Raw genomic sequence first — 21,103 nt, 5'->3', positions numbered from 1 at the left:
GAGTCGGTCAGTTGAGTCGCTCGGTCAGCCAGTCGGCGATGGTCTCCAGCACCGGGCCCCGGCCCATGTGGCCGCCGGGGAACATCCGGGCCGTTTTCGGGTTCCCGTGCTCGAGCGCCAAGTACAGGTCCGCCGAGGCATTTTGGAGATCGTCCTTGCCGTTGACCAACAGCAGTGGGCAGGATGGCCGGTCCAGTACGCCCTGGTCGAGCAGGGACAGCTCGGGGCAGCGGGCGAGGTAATCCTCGAATGTGTTGCCGCCGAAGATACGTGCCCGCGCCGGCATCAGGTCCATCAGATAGGACGAGGCGTTGCGGCTGCGCTCCTGCCATTCGGGCTGGAACGTCAGATGGATGCCGCCACCCCAGTTGACGGCGGCGGCCAGCTGTTCGCGATGGGTGTGGGCAAGCTTCATGGCCCAGTAGCCGCCGAACGAAAGCCCCAGGGCCGCTACCCGTTCGGAGTCCAGGTCCGCCTGCTCGCGCAGCCAGGCGAAGACAGGATCCCACTGCCGTTCGGCGTCACGGCCCGCGCGCACCGGCGATTGCCCCACCCCGGGTTTGTCGATATGCACGGTTGCGAATCCGCGCTCGCGGAGCATCCGGCCGCGTGCGTAGGTTTCTTCCTTCCACACATCGATCCCGCCCCACATCAGGACCACTGGCGGGCGCACCGCTGCCTCGGGCGGGCGCGCCACGAAGAACCGCAGCACATCGCCTTCTCCGGCGCGCCCGTCGAACGGCAACTCGATGTGCTGGACAGGTGTGCGCTCCAGCGTGGATACCCGGCCGAAGTACTCAACGGCCCGGTGGTACGCGTGGAGCTTGGCCGGGTGCAGCGGGGAGGGGTAACGGCCAAGGAACGCGAATTGGTATGCCTGCCACCAGTTCTCCAGCGCTTGCTCGCGGTCGCCGCTGTCCTCGGCTCGCTGCGCCCTGCTGGCGAAATCCTCCGCTCCGGCCAGCCAGTGCCCGGCCCAGGACTCGGGATCGATGCCGGGCAGCGCTTCGATGTGCCGCGCGGCAGCATCATGATCGATGGCGTTGAACGGGTTCCGCCGTTGCTCGAGGTGTTCGCGCAGCCACTGCTGCGCCTCGGGCAGGGTTCGGTTCGTTGTAACGGACATTGTTTCTCCTTATCCATTGGTAGACGACGGGCCGCCGACGCGTCAGCGGGTGGGTTACGCGGGCTGGGCCATCTGCCGATGGCAGGCATCGACCAGCGGATACGCCTCGCTGTGGCGTTGCGCCTGTTCCAAGCCGGCGATCGTCACCGAGGTCGCGACGAGCGTGCGGCAACGCTGTGCGCGTCGTTCGACGAACGCCTCGATGCCGGTGCCGACCGTCTCGTGGCGCTCCAACTCCTCGGCCAGGACGAGTCCGTCCTCGATGGCCAGGGCTGCGCCGCTGGCCATCTGCGGTGCCGGTGCGTGTGCGGCATCGCCGATGACGACGCAGTTTCCGCGGTTCCAGGCGCCGGTCAGGAAGGCGGTTTGGACCGGCCGGCGCACCACCGAGTCGGAGGCCGACGCCAGCCGGCGGATCTCGGTCACCCGGCCCGGGAAGGCCGTCAGCAGATCGGCCAGCCGCGGGGCGAGCTCGGCATCGGGCAGAGCATTCGGCGGCACCCCGTTCTCGGTCAGGAACACATAGGCGCGGTTGCTCGAGATGGGGACGAGTCCGGCCGTGTTGACCTTGCCGGCGAACTGATGGATACCCGTGGCCCACTCCGGGCGCGGCACCAGGGCCCGCCACACCATCTGTCCGAGGTAGTCGACCGGCGTCTCGAAGCCCATCAGGCCCCGCACCGACGAGCGGATCCCGTCCGCGCCGACCAAGAGGGCGACCTGCCGGTCGGTACCGTCCGACAGCCGCACGTCGACCAGATCTCCTTGCTGGTCAATCGCGGTGGCGGTCAGGCCGTGACGTACCACCACCCCGCACCGCTCGGCCTCCGCGTGCAAGATGCGGTGCAGCTCGGGGCGGGCGATGCCGACCATCGCCGGCCGCCGCGCGCCGATCAGCCGCGGCAGCTCCACCTGGTCGCTCGGTATGCCGTCAACGTCCACATGGGTGATCACGCCCATCCCGTAACCCGTGGCCGAGCACGCGTCCGCCAGGCCCAGCACATCGAGAGCGCGCAGGGACGGACCGGTCAGACATAGGCCCCAGCCGGCAGTCGCTCGGTACGGACTGGCTTCGGCGATCTCGACCTGCCACCCCTTGCGTGCAAGGGCGGTCGCCGCGGTCAGGCCGGCGACTCCCGCGCCCACAATCATTACCGACCGCGTACTGCCGAAGTTGTCCATATTCGCCTCCTGAACGCCGATTTCACCGGAACGATAGGAGCGGCCGGGACCCCGCGTTATCCGGATTCGGCGGCGGCCATCCGCTCCGGGCAACCGGTTTCCGCACCAACCCGACGAAAAGCGTTGCCGGAAACGGATACCCGGCGTCGGCAGCGGACAACGACGGCAAATGTGTCCGACTACTTTCGAAAGCCACCGATCCACATTCAGGGCGAGTTCTGCCCGCCGAGCCAGGGAGTACGCATCGTGCGCTTCGCCAATATCTCCGGTCGACTATCACTCGTCACCACCTCCGACACGGTGGTGGACATCGAGCGAGCCGGCGGTGGCAGGTTCAACGCCCGAATCCAGGACGCCTACCAGCGGTGGGACGAGTTGCTGGAGATGGCAGCGAGTCTCGACAGCGAGGGCACACCACTGGCCGACATCGAGCGTGCCGAATTCGGTAACCCATCCCCGTCGCCGCGGCAGGTGTTCGCCATCGGCCTGAACTACGCCGATCACGCTGCGGAGTCCAACTTTTCGATCCCGGCGCAGCCGCCGGTCTTCACCAAGTTCCAGACATCGCTAGCCGGGCCGCACGGCACCGTCACGCTGCCACCTGGCAATGTCGACTGGGAGGTCGAACTGGTGGTGGTCATCGGCCGCCGCGCATACCGTGTCACCGCCGAAGATGCGTGGAGCTATGTAGCCGGAATCTCTGTCGGACAGGACATTTCCGAACGCGACCGGCAGCGCGTCGGTCCCGCACCGCAGTTCAGCATGGGCAAGTCCTTCCCCGGCTTCGGTCCCATCGGGCCGGTGCTGGTCACCCCGGACGAGTTCGACAACCCCGACGATCTCGAACTGGGCTGCCTGATCAACGGCGAGCAGATGCAGCAGGGGAAGACCTCCGACATGATCTTCCCCGTTCCCGAACTCATCGCGAGGCTGTCGGCGATCACGCCACTGCTGCCCGGCGATGTCATTTTCACCGGTACCCCGGATGGCGTCGGCATCGGACGCACTCCGCAGCGATTCCTCGCTCCCGGCGACGAATTGGTCAGTTATGTCCGCGGCATCGGCGAGATGCGACACCTGATGGTCACCGATCGCTGACCCCACAACGTACTTCGAGGAGCTGGCAGTGCCGTTACACCGACTGTCGTCAGTCACGATCGGGGTACCCGACCCGACCGCGACACGCGACTACTACACCGAATTCGGACTGTCTCCCGAGGCCGACGGCTGGCTGGGCACCCGCGACGGCGGCAACCAGCTGCGCCTGGTGCATGCACCGGCGCGCAGGCTCGTCGAAATCGTCATCGGCGCAGACGATCCCGATGATCTCGACGCCGCTGCCGCGCGTCTGAAAGCGCTGGGCCTGCATGCGGAACGGACAGCGGATTCCGTGGCGACGCAGGAGCCCATCGCGGGCTTCCGGGCGGTCATACGCGTCGCCGACCGGCTGATCCAGACCGAGACACCCGCCACTCCGTACAACGGCCCCGGCCGCCTCGAGCGCCACGGTACCCGCGCACCCGGTGTGCTGCGCGAGGATCCGGTGCGCCCGCGCAAGCTCGGCCACGCCGTGGTCGGATCGGTCGACTACGAGGCCACTCGGCGCTTCTTCGTCGACGGGCTGGGATTCAAGCTCTCCGACGAGATCCAGGGTGCCGGAGCATTCCTGCGCTGCTCCACCGATCACCATAACGTGCTGGTGTTGCGGGCGCCGGTGAACTTCCTGCATCACACCTCCTGGCAGGTCGATGACATCGACGACGTTGGCCGCGGCGCCAACGCAATGCTGGCGGACAACCCCGAACGGCACGTCTGGGGCCTGGGCCGTCATCACGCCGGATCGAATTTCTTCTGGTACCTGAAGGATCCGGCCGGGAACTTTTCCGAGTACTACGCCGACATGGACTGCATCATCGACGACCAGCTCTGGACGCCGGAAGTGTTCGAGGGCGCCAAGGGACTGTTCGACTGGGGCCCACCGCCTCCCGCGTCGTTCCTCCACCCCGAGGATCTCGCCGCACTGATGACCGGCGCCCATTACATCGCATAGCGGGAGCGAGGTCTCCGGTATTCAGGTTCTTCTTCGCCAGCTGAACCATCCACCCGAGGCCTCTTCACTCGGCCACCCACACCTGCACGCAGACAACACCTTTCCCACCACGGCTCGAGGGCGCCGGGTAGCGGCGCCCTCGACGGCGGGTTGGTGGCAGGCCCAGGCGGCCGGGTCAGCGGGATCGCAGGACCTCTTGGAGGTAGCGGGCGATATCGGTGATCGTCGGATAGTTCCAGAGCAGGGTGGCGGGCAGCGGAATGCCGAGGTGGCGTTCGAGATTCGCGCGCAGGGCGGTGGCGAGCAGGGAGTCGATGCCGGATTCGGTGAGGGGGCGGTGTGGGTTCAGGTCGTCCGGGGCGGCGCCGAGCGTGCTGGCGGTGCGGGTGCTGACCAGGTCGAGGAGATAGTCGGTCAGCTCGGGTCCGGACAGCTCGGCCCAATCCGGTTCGGTGGATTCGGTTCCGGAGGTTTCGAGGACCAGCTCGGCCAGGAGCGCGGGGCGCGGGCCACGATGGTCGTGCAGCACGGTCAGCGCGACCTGTACCGGGGAATTCGCCTGGGCCAAGGCGTCGTCGAAGATTGTGAGTGCCTGTTCGGCCGTCAGATCGGCGGTGCCGCGCGCGGCCAGCTCGAGATCGGTCGTAGCCGCCGAGGTGGACATGCCCAGGCCGCGCCAGCTGGTCCAGGCCAGGCTCACGGTGTCCCAGTGTCCGGCGCGCCGCCGCTGCACCGCGAGCGCGTCCAGGAGCGAGTTGGCGGCGGCGTACGCGGCCTGGCCGGGCAGTCCGAGCAGTGGACCGGCCGAGGAGAACAGCACGAGGAAGTCGATGCTGCCGGGCGGGAACAGCTCGTCCAGCACCAGTGCGCCATCCACCTTGGGGCGCATGACATTTCGCAGCACCTCGGGATCGAGGTCGGGCAACATCGCGCTGTCCACCGTGCCCGCCGCATGTACGACACCGCGCACGGGCGGCAGATCCAATGCGGCGAGCGCGGATTCGGTGGCCGCGCGATCGGTGATATCGACCGCGATGGTCCGCACGGTCACACCGGCATTCTCCAGCCGCCGCACCACGGCCACCCGCTCGTCGTCATCGGACCATTCGGCCCGGCGCGGCAGTGGCCGCCGCCCGAGCAGCACGATGCGCCGGGCCCCGCGTTCGGCCAGATGTTCGGCAACCAGCAGGCCGAGCGCTCCCAATCCGCCGGTGATCAGATAGGTTCCGTCGGGACGGCAGGCGAAGGCCGCATCCCGCTCGCGCTCCGCCGCCACGATCCGCTGTCCGAAGACCGCCCCGTCGCGAACCGAGACCACCGGATCCGCGATACCGGCTTCGATAGCCGTGCGTATCACCATATTCGGATCATCATCGGCGGACATATCGATGACCGCCCGGAAGAAGTCCGGATGCTCACTCGCGGCAACCCGGGCCATGCCCCACAAGGGTGCATGCGCGGTATCGCCTTCGCGCACCCCGCGCGTCAATGCCCACAATCGAGGCCGTCGCTCGACCGCAACCGCACCCACCCGCCGCACGACGGCGGCGAATGCCGCGGCAGCATCGAAAGGCGTCCCCACGGGCGGTGCGAATACCACGTTCGCACTCTGTCCGGCATCGACCAGCCTGGTGTCGTCCACGGATTCGACTACGACGATCGAGGTCTCGGCGATTGGCGAGGTCTCGGCCAAGGGCTGCCAGATGAGGTCGAAATGGGTCGTGGCCAGGTGGCGGTCATCGGCTGTGCCGGGGCTGGCGGTGAGTTCGGCGTAGCGCAGTCCGATAAGTGTGGTCGCCGAATCATCGCTGGCGACAACGACATCGACGGTTGTCGGTTGATCGGCTTGGAGTCGGACCGCGATATCGGCGCGCCGCGGTGCGGGCCCGGTCAGGGTGACGCGGTCGATATGGGCGGGCATGCGCAGCGTTGCCGGGCCGGGGAAGATGACCGAGGCCATCGACAGGGCCGCGTCGAGGACGGCGGCCCAGCTGCGGTCGAGATCGGCGGTGGCGGTGGCGAACAGGGTGGTTTCGCCCTGCCTCAGGGTCTCGATCTGCCATGGATAGCCCATATCGGCGACACCCAGTTCCGCCAGGCGGTCGACGACGAAATCCGGGTCGAGCGATGAGTTGCTCTGGGCCGCAGCAGTTTCGAGCACGGATGCATGATCCGGGGTGGAAGCCGATCCGATGCGCGCCATAGTGTGGGTCGCCCATGCCGTGTCGTCCGCGCCGAGGGGCCGCGAGACGATACGCAGGGCAGTGCCGTCGCGAACGACCTGAAGCTCGCGGGTCTGCGCCGGATCGGGTACCACCACCGGCTGTTTCAGCTGGACATCCACCAGTTCGGTGGTGCTTCCCGCGGTGCACAGGGTGTTGAGCAGTACGGCGGCCGGGGTGATTTCGGTGCCGAGTACGGGATGGCGACGTGGATACGGGCGGGTGCGGAAGTCGAGGGTGGTCCGCCAGAGCTGGACCGGAGTGCCGTGGACGGCGCTGTATGCGCCGAGCAGAGTATCGACGGGAGATTCCGCGCGCGGCGGACCGTCGACCCAATGGCGTTGGTGTTGCCAGGCATTCGTGGGCAGATCCAACAGCCGACCGGCCGGTGCCGCCGCCGACCAGTCGATGCCGATGCCACGGCAATGCAGCGCGGCCAGCGAACGCAGCAGGGTTGCCTGTTCGGCGGTATTGCGCCGCAGGGTCGGCAGGACGAGCCCGTCATCGATACCGTTGGTGGACAGGGTTTCCAGGATCGAGTGACTTACCACCGGGTGCGCCGAAACCTCCACGAAGACCCGGTGTCCGTCGGTGATCGCGGCCGCGACGGCCTGGTGGAAGCGCACCGGCGCGCGCAGATTCGTGGCCCAGTATGCGGCGTCCTGCGACGGTGCCGAGCGCGGGTCGTCCACCGCCGTGACGTAGAGGGGTACGGCGGCGGGGGAGGGAGCGAGATCGGCGACGGCGATCGCGAGATCGGCGGCCAGCGGCTCCATCTGATCGGTGTGGAAGGCGACATCGGAATCGACTCGGCGAATGGTCCAACCGAGTCCCGGCCACTGTGCGGCGAGTTCGTCGACCGCGTCGACCTCGCCCGCGACCACGGTCGAGGATGGCGCCGCACAGATCGCCGCCTCCGCGTCGGTGCGCGCACCCAATTGCGCGAGCACATCGTCGAACGGCTGGTCGACCATGATCATGGCACCGTTGCCCGCCACCTTGCGCAGCAGATTGGAACGGCGGCAAGCCAGCAGTGCACCCTCGGCCTCGGTCAGCACGCCCGCGGTTACCGCGGCGGCGATCTCGCCGACGGAATGTCCGATGATCGCGCCCGGACGTACACCGTAGCGCCGCCATACCGCCGCCAGTCCGAGCTGGACGGCGACCAGCATGGCCTGGATGACGTCCACCGAGTCGAATCTGCCGCTCTCCAGCACCCGGCGCGGCGTCAGTCCCATTTCCTCGCGATAGATCGGCCCGATCCGGTCGATCACCTCCGCGAAAACCGGTTCGGCACCGAGTAATTCGCGGCCCATACCCAACCACTGCGCGCCGTGCCCGGAAAAGACCCACACCGGATCGGCCCGGTGTCCGATCGTCTCTGCGACGGCGACCGACCGTTCGGTGCCGCCCGTGGCCAGTGCGGTCAGCCCGGTGACGAGTTCGGCGCGATCGGCGGCGACGACACCCGCGCGGACCGTGAGATGTCCGCGCTGCCGAGCCAGCGTATGTCCGAGATCGCCGAGTTCGGCGGATGCGGCGAGCGGCAGCAAACGCGCCGCCTGGGCGGCGAGCCCGGCCCGGGTCGCCGAGGAAATGGGGTAGATCCAGGATCGGTTGTGCCACACCAGCTCCGGTGCGTCTGCGATGGCGCTGGGCTGGTCCACACCACCATGTGGCCGTGGCGCTTCTTCGAGCACGACATGCGCGATCGTCCCGCCGTAGCCGTAGCTCGCCACACCCGCCGTGCGCGGCCGGTCCACCTGTGGCCACGCTATGGCCTCGGTGACCACCCGCAAACCATTATCGTGCCAGGGGATTTCGGCCCTCGGCCCGGAGACCACGACGGTCGGTGGAATGATCTGCCGTGCCAGCGCGAGCACGGTCTTGATGACCCCGGCGATCCCGGCCGCGGCCTCGGTATGCCCGATATTGCCCTTCACCGAACCGATGAGACACGGTGCGGCCCCATCGGCCCGGTGTCCGAGGACCGCGGCGAGCGCCGCCGCCTCGATCGGGTCGCCGACCTTCGTACCCGTGCCATGCGCTTCGACGTAGTCCACCTCGCGCGGATCGACCCCGGCGACGGCATATGCCCGGCGCAGCAGATGCTCCTGCGCCGAACTGGACGGCGCCATAATGCCTTCGGTGCGTCCGTCCTGATGGACCGCGCTGCCGCGGATCACCGCCAGCACCCGATCGTTGTCGCGCCGCGCGTCCGACAATCGCTTCAGCACGATGATGCCGCAGCCCTCACCGCGGCCGTATCCGTCGGCCGCGGCATCGAAGGGTTTGCTGCGCCCGTCCTTCGAGATGGCGCCCGCCTGATCCAGCACCGTGGTCAGCCCGGGGCCCGCCATCACCATTACCCCGCCAGCCAGTGCGAGCGGCGTCTCGTACCGCAACAGTGCGGCGCAGGCTTGATGCAGTGCGACCAGCGAGGAGGAACAGGCGGTATCCACAGTGAGACTGGCCCCGCGCAGGTCCAGCGTGTAGGAGATGCGGTTGGCCACCGCGCACGGTGCGGCTCCGATACCGGTCCACGCCTCGACCTCCGGCAGCTCCTCCAGCAGTCTGCGTCCGTAGTCGTCGGCACCGACGCCCATGAATACCGACGCATCGGTCCCCGCCAACGTGTGCGGTGGAATTCCGGCGTGCTCCAAGGCTTCCCACGCCACTTCGAGCGCGATCCGCTGCTGGGGGTCGAGCTGACGGGCCTCGGTGGCGGAGATACCGAAGAACCGGCCGTCGAATCCGGCGATATCGGTCAGGAATGCGCCGCGCGGGGTGACGCGCGTCAGCGCCGCGGCGTGTTCGCGCGAGTGGGCACGATGGGCCGCCCACCGATCCTCGGGCACGGTGTCTGCGGCGCACCGCTTATCGAGCAGGAATTGCCAGAGCTCGTCCGGCGAACCCAGATCGGGAGCGAAGCGGCAGCCGAGCCCGACGACGGCGATCCGGTCGGCGGCGGCGGTGGTGTCGTCGGCGGTTGTGGTCACGGGGGCAGTGGGCTCGTACACGAGAAGGTCCTCACCGATTGTGCGAACGGCCGTGCCTGCACCGGCGATCAGCAGACCGGCACAGGCACGCGAAGGTGTGGTCCCGGAACGAGTCCGGGTCGACGGGTCGGTGATCGACCGCGTCACTGATACATGAGTGCCTTGTCCCAGGACTCGTCCGGGCCGAATAGATAGCGGGCCTTGAGAATGTCGCGCTGCGCGGTCAAGGCCTCGACGGGCACCAGGCTGCCGACCGGCAATGCCGCAATGGCGTGCCGGACACCGAGTGTCCGATCGATCGCCGCGGCCAATTCCACGGCGGCAAGGTCGCGCACACCATCGGGCGCTTCGAATTCCACTCGCAGCACATCGGGTTCGGCCCGCGCGCGCCAGAAGCCGACCTCGTACGCTAGCGGCAGCTGGAAAATCATTTCCTCCAAATCGTTCTGCCGCACCGTCAGTGCGCCGACCGGATATCCGAACGCCGTGCGGCCGAAGACCCGAACGGTCGGCAGCCGCCACCCGCAGGAGCACGGTTCATGGCGCACCTCGACATCGTCGGCAAGGTTGTAACGCAGCAACGGCATGGCCGCGCGATACAGCGGCGTCACCACCAGCTGCCCGCATCCGGTATCGGACAGTGTGCCGCTCTCGGGCGAATACACCTCGAAGATGGCCCGATCCGCCCACAGGTGCAGCCTGCCCTCTGGACATTCGCCCGCGATGGTGCCGGTTTCGGTGGACCCGTACTCCTCGACAATGTGCACCCCGCCCCAGATCTCGCTCAGCCGCCGCTTGCGGGCCGCGGTCATCGGTTCGGCGGCCACGAACATCGCGCGCAGGGCCGGGAAGTCGCGCTCCGGCCGCAGCCCCGCGGCCCGGGCCGCGGCCGCGATCATCATGGCTTCGGTCGGATTGCACCAGGTGAGCGAGACATCCAGGCGGTGCATGAGCCGCACAATGCGGGCCAGCGGCAGTGCGAGTGAGCGGGCATCGCCGGGTACCACCGTCGCACCGCGCAACCGCCCCGCCGCCTGTGCCAGATGTCCGGTGATCACCAGCGCATACGGCGTGCGCACCAGGAAGGTGTCCGCCGGTGTGATGCCGACCCATTTGCGGGCATACCGCTCCGCGAGGTCGGCCCAGTCGTCATCGGTGTAATACGAGGCCGTCGGCTCCCCGGAGGTGCCGCTGGATTCGTGATAGGTCGCCAATTCCGCGCGGGGCACCGCGAGCATTCCGAACGGATACGCATTGCGCAGGTCCTGTTTGGACGTGAGGGGTAGACCGGCGAAATCTTCGGCCACCCGCGCAGTTCCGTCGCGCTCGAATCGGGCGGCATAGAACGGCGACCGCGCGGCCTGCTCGAATATTCTCGGCAGCTGTGCCCGCTGTAATTGCGCGAGTTCGTCGGGCGTGGTCCAATCGCCGATTTCCGGACGGTTGCGAACCGCTATATCGCCCTCGGGAATTACGGTCATTGATCCTCCTCGGATGCTACGACCTAGGACAACACCTGCGCGACGCCCACGCCAGCCGGGCAGCTACTCAATTGCTACTCAATTGAGAAAAATGCGCTTCGGATTCCCAGAAATTGAGTAGCAACTACTCACGATTTCACCGCACCGACCTGGTTGCATCCCAGGTGTAGCACGGCGACACGAGAAAGTTGGGCCGCATGCAAACCGAGGATATCTATCTGGCTGGCGTGGGCAGTTACCTGCCCGAGTCGATTTCCACCGAATCCGCCGTCGCCGCGGGCTGGTACGACCAGGCCGAGCGCATCGCGTCCGGTATGCGTTCGTGCGCGGTGAGCCCCGACACCCCGGCGCCGGATCTGGCGATCAGCGCGGCCCGCATCGCCTTGGCCGAATGCGGCCACGATTCCGACGATATCGGTGCGCTGCTGCACAGCTACACCCACCACCAGGGCCCCGACGGCTGGTCCGCCGTGCACTACATCCTGAACAACACCGTGGATCGCCCGATCCCGGCGGTCGAGATCAAACAGGGCTGCCTCGGCATGCTGGCGGGTCTGGAGGCCGCCGCCAATCGGCTCATCGCCAACCCCAGCCATGACGCGGTATTGCTCACCACCGGTGACAACTTCTCCACTCCGCTGGTGGACCGCTGGCGTGGTTCGAAGCTGTTCCTGTTCGCCGACGCGGGCGCGGCGGCCGTGGTGTCGCGGCGCGAAGGATTCGCGAAAGTGCGTGCCGTCGGGTCGCTTTCGGATGCATCGATGGAAATCCTGCACCGCGCCGGTGAGGCGCTGTTCCCGCCCGGTATTACCCGCGGTCGCGGTCTGAATTTCGACGAACGCGCGGCGAAGGTCCGCGAACAGTGGGCCGCGGGCCAGGCCCCGCCGATCCGCAACTTCGGCCTGGCGGTGGCGGCAATCGCCGAGCGCACCATGGACGAGGCGGGCGTCTCGTTCGACAAGATCAGCAAGGTCTGCCACATCGGATTCGGCCGCGGTTCACTCGAGGCCATGTTCCTGCAGCCGCTCGGTGTCGAAAAGGCCCAGGAGGTCTGGGATTTCACCAACACCATCGGGCACACCGGCGCCGCCGACATGTTCCTCGGTCTCGAACACGTGTGGCGCACCGGGCAGGTGCGCCCCGGCGACCACGTGCTGATGATCGGTGCGAGCACCGGCATGGAAGCGGGTGCCGCGGTGGTCGAGATCCTCGCGCCCGCACCGGCGAAGTAGGGGCGGCGATGCTGGAGGGTTTCACACCCTGGCCGCGGGAATTCGCCGAACGCTATCGGGCCCAGGGGTTCTGGAGCGGCGAAACGCTGGGGGCGGTATTGCGGCAGGCCGCCGAGCGTTATGGTGACCGGACCGCGCTGGTCCACGACGACCGTCGGATCGGCTACCGCGACCTCGATGCCTGGGCCGATCGACTGGCCGCGCTGTTTCAACGGCACGGCGTGCGCCCGGACGATCGGGTACTGGTGCAATTGCCGAATATCCCGGAGTTCGTCGCGATTACGTTCGCGCTCTTGCGAATCGGTGCGAAACCGGTGTTCTGCCTGGTCGCGCACCGCGAGACCGAGGTCGGCCATCTGGTGCGCCTCAGCGGCGCAACCCATTACGTGCTGCCCGACACCCACCGCGAGTTCAGCCATCGCGACATGGGCGAGCGCATCCGCGCGACGCACGACCAGCTGCGCACCCTGTTCCTCGTCGGCGGTCGCGCCGATGGTTTCGTCTCGATCGAGGACGCGGATCAGGAGCCGTATCAGACTCGGTTGCCGGATACCGATCCGGCGGATGTCGCGTTCTTCCTGCTGTCCGGCGGCACCACGGCACTGCCGAAGCTGATCCCGCGCACCCATGACGACTACGTCTATCAATCGCTGCGCGCCGCCGAGGTGTGCGAATTGAACGACCGCGACGTCTACCTCGCCGCGCTGCCGATCGAATTCAACTTCGCCTGGGGTTGTCCGGGCGTGATCGGCACCTTCCACACCGGCGGCACCGTGGTGCTGGCCGACACCCCGAACCCGATGGATTGCTTCCCGCTGATCGAGCGGGAGCGGGTGACGGTCACCGCCCTGGTGCCCGCGCTGGTAGCGGTCTGGCTGGAGGTAGCCGAATGGGCCTCCTGGAATCTGAGCAGCCTGCGGCTGCTGCAGGTCGGTGGCGCACGGATGACCCGCGAATTCACCGCGAGCATCGGCCCGACGCTGGGCTGCGAGCTGCAGCAGGTATTCGGCATGGCCGAAGGTCTGCTGTGCTTCAGCCGCCCGGACGATCCCGCCGAGTCGGTGCTGACCACCCAGGGCAAGCCCATCTCCGACGCCGACGAGATCGTGATCGCCGACGCCGACGGCACCGCGCTGGCACCGGGCGAGGTGGGGGAGCTGCTCACTCGCGGCCCCTACACGCTGCGCGGCTATTACGCTGCGCCGGAACATAATCGAGTCGCCTTCACCACCGACGGCTTCTATCGGACCGGTGACCTGGCTCGGCTCACCCGAGACGGCGATCTGGTCATCGAGGGCCGGATCAAGGACATGATCATCCGCGGTGGCGACAAGGTCAATGCGGGCGAGGTAGAGGAACATCTGCTCGGCTGCCCCGGGGTGCGCGCGGTCGCGGTGGTCGGTGTGCCGGATCCCTTCCTCGGCGAGCGCACCTGCGCATTCGTCGTGCCAACGGCCGCCGCCCCGAATCCGGCCGAGCTGAAGCAGGCCATGCACGCCAGCGGTGTTGCGGCCTACAAGATTCCGGATGACATCGAGATCGTTGTCGAACTGCCCCTGACCCCGCTGGGCAAGGTCGATAAGAAAGCCCTGGTCCGCACCCGTGCGGGCGCATCGATAACAGGAGTGCCGTCGTGACCGTCGTATCCGTTCCCACCGAGGCCCAGCTGCGTGCCGAACTCGCGCCCGCACTCGGCCTCGCCGCTGCCGCCGAACTCGATCCCGACGCCAATCTCGTTGTCCTGGGCCTGAGTTCGCTCGAATTGATGCGCATGGTCGGTCGCTGGAACAAGGCCGGGGTGCCCGCGGTATTCGAAGAACTGGTCGCCACCCCCACGCTGACCGCCTGGCTTCGGCATTTCGCGGCCATCGTCGCGCAGGGGGCGAAGAACGCATGAGCGCCCTGCTGATCGAAAACGGTGTCGTCTACACCGCCGATGCCGCCGAAACGGTGCTCTCGCGCGGCTCGATTCTCGTCGTGGACGATAAAATCGCGGCGATCGGAGTCCCGGAGACCGTCGCCGCGGCGGTGGCCGCACTCGCCGATCCGGTGCGGTCCGAACTGCGCACCATCGACGCCGCGCGAATGATGGTGCTGCCCGGTCTGATCAATGCCCACTGGCACGATATGTTCGCCATGGGCTTCCCGCTGCGCGGCGCACTGCGTCCGGCCAGCGACCGCACCGATGAGGTCGCCTTGTTCGGCGGCGGCGGCGATATGCACAAGATCTCCGGCATGTTCGACTCGTTCGACGGCCTCATCTCCGGCCTGACCCCCGACGAGGGCCAGGCGATCGCCGAATATTCGATGTGGACCCAATTGCGCGGTGGTGTCACCACGCTCGGCGACGCGGGTTCGCTGAACCGCCCGGCCGCACTCGTCGCCGCCGCGCGCACGCTCGGCATCCGGTTCAGTGCCACCACCTGGGCATCCGATGCCATCTGCCCGCCCGCCGCCGACTCCTTCGTCCGCACCAGGGATGCCGACGCCATACTCTCCCAACTCGAGGAGCTGCTGAAGAGCTGCGCGCAGGACGAATCCGGCCGCATCCGCTGTCGTCCGTCGATCGCGTATGTCACCAATATGACCGATGAACTCGGTCGCGGTTTCGCCGAACTCGTCGCGCGGCACGACGCGGGTTTCGTTACGCACGTCGGCGCGGTGCGCAACGAGCCGGAACTGATGCGAAAGTACTACGGCGCCACCGGCGTTCGCCGCCTGCATGATCTCGGGCTGGTCACCGACCGGCTGATGGCCGCGCACTGCGCGTTCATCGATGACGAGGAGCAGGAGCTGCTGCGTGCGGCCGGTGCGCATATCAGCCATTCACCCGGAAAGTACGGCCCCTCCGGCGAATCCACGCTGACCGAGACCGCTGTGGTGCCGCGCCTGCGTCGCGCGGGTGTGCCGGTATCGCTGTCCACCGACGGGGCCTCGCTCCCGAATGCCGGAATGGCCGAGGCCATGCGCGCGGCCTGGCAGATGTACAACGAGATGGTCGCCGACCAGACCGATGTCCTGCCCACCGACACGCTGGCCATGTCCACTCGTATCGCCGCCGCGGGCCTGCGCTGGGCCGGCGAGATCGGCAGCCTCGAGGTCGGCAAACAGGCCGATCTGGTGCTGATCCGCACCGACGACTGGCGCTATCTGCTCAATCCCCGTCCGTTGGAAAGCTTTCTGTGGCTCGGTGGATCCCACGACGTCGATACCGTCGTCGTGGGCGGGCAGGTGCTGCTGTCCGGCGGAGGCAGCGTTGGCGTCGACGTCGACGAGCTGCGGGAGCGGTATCTGACCGCGCTCGGGTCGTTCACCACCCGCTGCCTCGGGGTGCCCGCCGAGGTGGTCGGGGGCATATTGGCCGGAGCACGGCGATGAGTGTCGCACTGGTGACCGGCGCGGCGGGCGGCATCGGCAGCGAAATCGCCCGTGCCCTGGTGGAATCCGAGAAGGCGGTGGCCTTGGTCGACCGTGGGATTCCGGCCCTGTGGGATCTGGCGGAGAAGCTCGACGCGGCGGGTGGCCGGGTGCTCGCCGTGGCCGCCGATGTCGCCGTGCCCGAGGAAGTGGCCGCGGCGGTGGCGCGTACCGAAGCCGTACTCGGTCCGGTCGACGCTCTGGTGAACGCCGCGGGCATTCTGCAACACGGCCGGATCGAGGAAATGGCCGAATTGGATTGGGCGACAACCCTCGCCGTGAACGCCGGTGGCGTATTCCATGTCTGCCAGGCGGTGGCGCGACGCATGCAGTCGCGTCGGCGCGGCGCCATCGTCACCGTGTCCTCGAATGCCGCGACCACACCGCGGATCGGCATGTCGGCGTATGCGGCCTCCAAGGCCGCGGCCAGCATGCTGACCCGCTGCCTCGGACTCGAACTGGCGGAGTACGGAATCCGCTGCAATGTGGTGGCCCCTGGCTCCACCGCCACCCCGATGCTGACCGCGCTGTTCGACGGCTCGGATGCCGAGCGCGCCACCATCGACGGTGTGCCGCAGGACTTTCGGATCGGCATTCCGCTCGGGCGGATCGCACGCCCGAGCGATATCGCCGATGCCGTCCTGTTCCTGTTGTCCGACGAGGCCCGCCACGTCACCATGCAGCAGCTCACCGTCGACGGTGGCGCCACGCTCGGTGCTTGAACAAGGAGACAGCTGTGGCCATCGCACCGATAGCCCCCTACCCGATGCCCGGCGCGGCGGAACTGCCGGATAACACCGTGCGGTGGCGCATCGAGCCGCGGCGCTGCGTACTGCTCGTCCACGATATGCAGCACTATTTCCTGGCGCCGTATTCGGCGGACCGGGAGCCGCTGACCGCGCTACTGCACAGTGTCACCGCACTGCGTGATCTGTGTGCGCGCCTTTCGGTTCCGGTCGTCTACACCGCCCAGCCCGGCAGCATGACCGACGAGCAGCGCGGGCTGCTCATGGACTTCTGGGGCCCCGGCATGAGCGCGGCTCCCGAACACCGTGGCATCCCGGACGAATTGCGGCCGGGGCCCGCCGATCCGGTGCTCACCAAATGGCGGGCCAGTGCCTTCCATCGCACCGAATTGCTGGATCTGATGCGGCGTACCGGCCGCGATCAGCTGCTGATCTGCGGGGTGTACGGGCACGTCGGAGTGCTGCTCACGGCCTGCGACGCCTTCGCCAACGACCAGCAGGCGTTCGTCATCGCCGACGCGATCGCCGACTTCACACCCGAATTCCATCGAATGACACTGGATTACGTCGCGAGCCGCTGTGGCCGGGTGGTGGTATCCGCGCAGGTACTCGCCGAGCTGTCCGCGGCGGCCGAGGTGGCGGCGCGGTGAGCCCCGACGAATTCGCTCCGCTGCTCGCCGAATGTCTCTCGGGTACAACGCCATTCGCATTGTTGCGGCGGCCGGAATCGGGGCCGGGGGAGGGGATCGAATTACTGCTCGGCACGGTGTCGGAACGGAATACCACGGCCGAATTGCCCGCGCTGGCACCCGCTGTCGATGCACACGCCCTGCTCGCCATCGTGCCGTACCGGGCGATCGGCGAACGCGGCTTCGCGCACCATGACGACGGTGCGCCGGTGCTGTGCCTCGCTGTCGACCGGCAGACCCGACTGTCGGTCGACCGACTGCGCGCCGCCGTTGCCGATTGGCCGATCGAGGTCGGCCCTGGCGAATTCGATATCGACGACACCGCCTACGCCGAGTTGGTCCGTCGTGTGCTCGCCGAAGAGATCGGCCACGGCGCGGGTGCCAACTTCGTCTTGCGCCGCACCTGGCAATGCGAGGTCACCAACTGGAGCGTGCGCACCGCGGTGGCGTACTTTGTCCGGCTGCTCGCGGGGGAAACCGGCGCCTACTGGACGTTCCTGGTGCACACCGGCGGTCGCACCTTTATCGGCGCGAGCCCGGAGCGACAGGTCAGCCTGGCCGATGGCACGGCCGCCATGACCCCGATCAGCGGTACCTACCGCTATCCCGCCGAGGGCCCCACGGTCTCCGGCGTGCTGGATTTCCTGGCCGACGGCAAGGAAACCAATGAGCTCTATATGGTGCTCGACGAAGAGCTGAAGATGATGTGCCACATCTGTCCCGAGCCGTATGTGCACGGTCCGTGGCTCAAGGAGATGGCCCGGCTCGCGCATACCGAATATCGGATAGCCGGGGACTGCGACCGCGACTATCGCGAGGTGCTGCGCGAAACGCTGCTCGCGCCCACCGTCACCGGCAGCCCGCTGGAAAATGCCTGCCGGGTGATCACCCGATTCGAGCCGACCGGCCGCGGTTACTACGCGGGTGTGCTCGCCCTGGCCGGTCGGGACGAACGCGGCCGCCCGCGCATGGATTCGGCGATCATGATCCGCACCGCCGAGGTGGATCGCGCGGGCCGATTGCGTATCGGTGTCGGCGCGACCTTGGTGCGCGATTCGGATCCGGCCGCCGAATCACGCGAGACCCGCGCCAAGGCCGCCGGTCTGCTCGACGCGCTGCACAACCGCGCCCGCATCGGAACGCCCCGCGATATAGGTGCGGATCCCGCTGTGCAACAGGCGCTTTCGGATCGAAACGGGCCGTTGGCAACGCTCTGGTTGCGACCGACGGCCCTCGCGCGACCGCATGCCGGTCGCCGGGTACTGATCGTGGACGCCGAGGATACCTTCACCGCGATGGGCGCCCGGCTGCTGCGCGCACTCGGTCTCGATGTCACCGTGCACCCATGTGGCGTACCGGTCGAACCGCACCGCTATGACCTCGTGGTGATGGGACCCGGTCCGGGTGATCCCCGTGACCTGTCCGATCCCAAGATCGCCCGGCTGCACATGCTCACGCGCGCACTGCTCGACGGTCCGGTGCCGTTCTTCTCGGTCTGCCTGAGCCATCAGGTACTCAGCACCCAGCTCGGCCTGGACGTGGTCCGCTGCCCGGTCTCGAACCAGGGCGTGCGGCGCCGCATCGATCTGTTCGGCGCGCCGGAATCGGTCTACTTCTACAACACCTTCCAGGCCCGTCATGACGATGCGGTCTACTGGAGCCAGCGCCGCTCGAGTCCGATCGAGGTCTGCCGTGATCCGCACACCGGAGCGGTGCACGCATTGCGCGGCAACGGATTCGCCTCGGTACAGTTCCATCCGGCCTCGGTGATGACGACCAATGGCTCGGCCATCGTCGATCGCCTGATCACACCGCTGCTGCTCGGCGAATCCGTCGGCAGCGCTGCCGCCGACTACTCAATGAGCTGACTACTCATTGACCGGTATGTGATTGATTACTAACGTTGGGAATGTGAGTTCACCGGCGAAAGTGCGGATGTCCTCGGAGGAGCGGCGCGAGCAGCTCGTCACCGAGGCCATTGCCGAATTCGCGGTCGGTGGCTATATGGGGACGGCAACGGAAGCGATCGCCCGCCGGATGGGCGTCTCGCAGCCATACCTGTTCCGGCTGTACAAAACCAAGAAGGCGATCTTCCTCGCGGCCGCCGAACGCGCATTCGACATTGTCGAGCAGACCTTCCGGGACAATGCGGTCGGCGACACCGAAGAAGAGCGGCTGGCGGCGATCGGGGACGCCTATATCGCGCTGCTCGCCGACCGCCAACTGCTGACCTTCCAATTGCATGTCTACGCCGCGGCCAGTCTCGATGAGGAGATCCGCGACCTGAGCCGGGTGCGCTTCCAGCGGCTGTTCGATCTGGTGCACGAGCTGACCGGGGCGGACCCGGACGTGCAGTCGAAATTCATGGCCGACGGAATGCTGCTGAATGTGGCCAGCGCACTCGATCTGAATCTGCCCGACTAACTCTCGCACCCGAATAACGCTCGGATCCTTGGCCTTTGCCGTGTCTCGGGAACTAAGTGATCACTAACTAACTCAGGGAAGAAAACTGATGACACACCCCGACAAGAATCGGATCGTGTGGACCTTTGTGGTCTGCGGCTTCGCGGTCTTCATGGTGTCGCTGGACAACCTGGTGGTGTTCAACGCGCTGCCCACCATCCGTGCCGAACTGCACACCGGCCTCGACGGGTTGCAGTGGACGGTCAACTCCTACACCCTGACCGAGGCGGTGCTGTTGCTGGCGGGCGCCTCGCTCGGCGACCGCTTCGGACGTAAACGGGTTTTCGCGCTCGGACTGGCGCTGTTCACCGCCGCGTCCGCGGCATGCGCGCTGGCACCGTCGATCGAATTCCTCATCGGTGCAAGGGCGATCCAGGGCATCGGTGCGGCGATTCTCATCCCGCTCACCCTGACACTGCTCGCCGATGCCGTGCCGCCCACGAAACGTGGTGCGGCCATTGGCATGTGGAGCGCGATGAGCGGTTTGGCGGTCGGGCTCGGGCCGGTGGTGGGCGGCGCGATCACCGACGTCGCCTCCTGGCAGTGGATCTTCTGGTTGAACGTGCCGATCGGGGTGGTGCTGCTGCCCATCGCGGTGCGGATGGTGCGCGAAAGTTTCGGTGCGCATGGTTCTTTGGACGTGGTCGGCAATGTGCTGGTGGCCGCCGGTCTGTTCGGCGTGGTGTTCGGTGTGATCCGGGGCAACGACCACGGCTGGACGAGTGCGGGCGTACTGGGCCCGATCGTCGCGGGTGCACTGGTGCTCGCGGCATTCGTGGTCTGGATTCTGCGCGCGTCGGCGCCGATGGTTCCGCCCGTGCTGTTCGCCGGTCGCGGTTTCACCCTGACCATCCTGACCGGATTCGCCATGGCCGTCGGCATGTTCGGCGCGATCTTCCTGCTGGCTCAGTTCCTGCAGACGGTGCAGCACTATTCGGCGCTGAAGGCGGGCGTGTACACCCTGGCCTGGACCGCGATGCCGACCTGCACCGCACCGATCGCGGGCATTCTCATCGACCGGATCGGCGGTAAGCCGGTGCTGGTCACCGGGTTGGTGCTGCAGACTGTCGGACTCGGCTGGCTGGCCGCCATCACCGATCCGGAGGTGTCGTATGCGGCGCTGGTACCCGCCTTTGTGATCAGTGGTGCCGGAATGGGACTGTTCTTCCCGCCGATCGCCCGGCTGGCGCTGGAATATGTCGCACCGGAGTACGAGGGCGTTGCCTCCGGTGTGTCGAATACCGTGCGCAATCTCGGCACCGTCATCGGAATCGCCGCGCTGGGCGCGGTTTTCACGGCCAATGGCAGCTATGCGACCGGACAGACCTTCACCAACGGTTTCGCCCCCGCGGTGTGGGCGGGCTGCGCGATCCTCGGCGCGGCGACGCTGTTCGCCATCGCGCTGCCCGGCCGGGCCGCCATCGAGGCGTCCGAACCGGCCGATGCCGTTGTCGAACCCGAAGCGGCCCCGGTCCGAGGCTGACCGCATTCGAACC

15 protein-coding genes are annotated in these 21,103 nt (G+C 67.4%); 11 read left to right on the top strand and 4 right to left on the bottom strand.

Annotated elements, in window-relative coordinates; genetic code table 11:
- Nucleotides 1-7 precede the first annotated feature (7 nt).
- Both ACWEO2_RS04530 and ACWEO2_RS04525 read right to left on the bottom strand, forming a co-directional pair.
- Nucleotides 8-1,126 carry an alpha/beta hydrolase family protein gene (locus ACWEO2_RS04530; protein ID WP_452404063.1) on the bottom strand — a complete coding sequence of 373 codons (1,119 nt, stop codon included), beginning with the start codon at nucleotides 1,124-1,126 and terminating at the stop codon, nucleotides 8-10.
- A gap of 54 nt (nucleotides 1,127-1,180) precedes the next feature.
- Nucleotides 1,181-2,278: an FAD-dependent monooxygenase gene (locus ACWEO2_RS04525; RefSeq protein WP_452404161.1), complete on the bottom strand. Its 1,098-nt coding sequence runs from the start codon at nucleotides 2,276-2,278 to the stop codon at nucleotides 1,181-1,183.
- Between the two features lie 201 nt (nucleotides 2,279-2,479).
- Between ACWEO2_RS04525 and ACWEO2_RS04520 the strand changes: the two genes are divergently transcribed.
- Nucleotides 2,480-3,406, top strand: a complete 927-nt coding sequence (locus ACWEO2_RS04520; protein ID WP_452404062.1) for a fumarylacetoacetate hydrolase family protein — start codon at nucleotides 2,480-2,482, stop codon at nucleotides 3,404-3,406.
- 28 nt (nucleotides 3,407-3,434) lie between these two features.
- On the top strand, nucleotides 3,435-4,358 hold the full coding sequence (locus ACWEO2_RS04515; RefSeq protein WP_452404061.1) for a VOC family protein: 924 nt from the start codon (nucleotides 3,435-3,437) through the stop codon (nucleotides 4,356-4,358).
- Nucleotides 4,359-4,533: 175 nt separating this feature from the next.
- On the opposite strand, the gene ACWEO2_RS04510 is transcribed toward ACWEO2_RS04515, so the two are convergent.
- On the bottom strand, nucleotides 4,534-9,579 hold the full coding sequence (locus ACWEO2_RS04510; protein ID WP_452404060.1) for a type I polyketide synthase: 5,046 nt from the start codon (nucleotides 9,577-9,579) through the stop codon (nucleotides 4,534-4,536).
- A gap of 143 nt (nucleotides 9,580-9,722) precedes the next feature.
- The gene (locus tag ACWEO2_RS04505) at nucleotides 9,723-11,060 is read right to left on the bottom strand and encodes a phenylacetate--CoA ligase family protein (protein WP_452404059.1); all 1,338 of its coding nucleotides are present in this window, start codon (nucleotides 11,058-11,060) and stop codon (nucleotides 9,723-9,725) included.
- A gap of 197 nt (nucleotides 11,061-11,257) precedes the next feature.
- On the opposite strand from ACWEO2_RS04505, the gene ACWEO2_RS04500 reads away from it, so the two are divergent.
- From ACWEO2_RS04500 to ACWEO2_RS04460, 9 genes are all read left to right on the top strand, one after another.
- On the top strand, nucleotides 11,258-12,292 hold the full coding sequence (locus ACWEO2_RS04500; RefSeq protein ID WP_452404058.1) for a ketoacyl-ACP synthase III family protein: 1,035 nt from the start codon (nucleotides 11,258-11,260) through the stop codon (nucleotides 12,290-12,292).
- An 8-nt stretch (nucleotides 12,293-12,300) separates the two neighbouring features.
- On the top strand, nucleotides 12,301-13,929 hold the full coding sequence (locus ACWEO2_RS04495) for a (2,3-dihydroxybenzoyl)adenylate synthase (RefSeq protein ID WP_452404057.1): 1,629 nt from the start codon (nucleotides 12,301-12,303) through the stop codon (nucleotides 13,927-13,929).
- Nucleotides 13,926-14,189: a phosphopantetheine-binding protein gene (locus ACWEO2_RS04490; protein WP_452404056.1), complete on the top strand. Its 264-nt coding sequence runs from the start codon at nucleotides 13,926-13,928 to the stop codon at nucleotides 14,187-14,189. Before ACWEO2_RS04495 ends, ACWEO2_RS04490 begins: the two co-directional genes overlap by 4 nt.
- Complete coding sequence (locus ACWEO2_RS04485; RefSeq protein ID WP_452404055.1) at nucleotides 14,186-15,670, top strand: amidohydrolase family protein; 1,485 nt, start codon at nucleotides 14,186-14,188, stop codon at nucleotides 15,668-15,670. Before ACWEO2_RS04490 ends, ACWEO2_RS04485 begins: the two co-directional genes overlap by 4 nt.
- Complete coding sequence (locus ACWEO2_RS04480) at nucleotides 15,667-16,431, top strand: 2,3-dihydro-2,3-dihydroxybenzoate dehydrogenase (RefSeq protein ID WP_452404054.1); 765 nt, start codon at nucleotides 15,667-15,669, stop codon at nucleotides 16,429-16,431. The genes ACWEO2_RS04485 and ACWEO2_RS04480 overlap by 4 nt, the downstream gene beginning before the upstream one ends.
- Before the next feature lie 44 nt (nucleotides 16,432-16,475).
- A complete protein-coding gene (locus ACWEO2_RS04475) occupies nucleotides 16,476-17,105 on the top strand; it encodes an isochorismatase family protein (protein WP_452404160.1) in 630 nt (209 codons plus the stop codon).
- Nucleotides 17,102-19,012 (top strand): anthranilate synthase family protein, encoded by a 1,911-nt coding sequence (locus ACWEO2_RS04470; RefSeq protein WP_452404053.1) that lies wholly within the window; start codon nucleotides 17,102-17,104, stop codon nucleotides 19,010-19,012. The genes ACWEO2_RS04475 and ACWEO2_RS04470 overlap by 4 nt, the downstream gene beginning before the upstream one ends.
- 43 nt (nucleotides 19,013-19,055) lie before the next feature.
- Nucleotides 19,056-19,568, top strand: coding sequence for a TetR/AcrR family transcriptional regulator (locus tag ACWEO2_RS04465; RefSeq protein ID WP_452404052.1), 513 nt, complete (start codon nucleotides 19,056-19,058; stop codon nucleotides 19,566-19,568).
- 88 nt (nucleotides 19,569-19,656) lie between these two features.
- Nucleotides 19,657-21,090: a DHA2 family efflux MFS transporter permease subunit gene (locus ACWEO2_RS04460; RefSeq protein WP_452404051.1), complete on the top strand. Its 1,434-nt coding sequence runs from the start codon at nucleotides 19,657-19,659 to the stop codon at nucleotides 21,088-21,090.
- The last annotated feature ends 13 nt before the right edge of the window (nucleotides 21,091-21,103 follow it).

The organism is Nocardia sp. NPDC004278, from assembly GCF_053602975.1.
The sequence above is the reverse complement of the archived record's forward strand: the minus strand, read 5'-3'. Positions and strand labels throughout refer to the sequence as shown.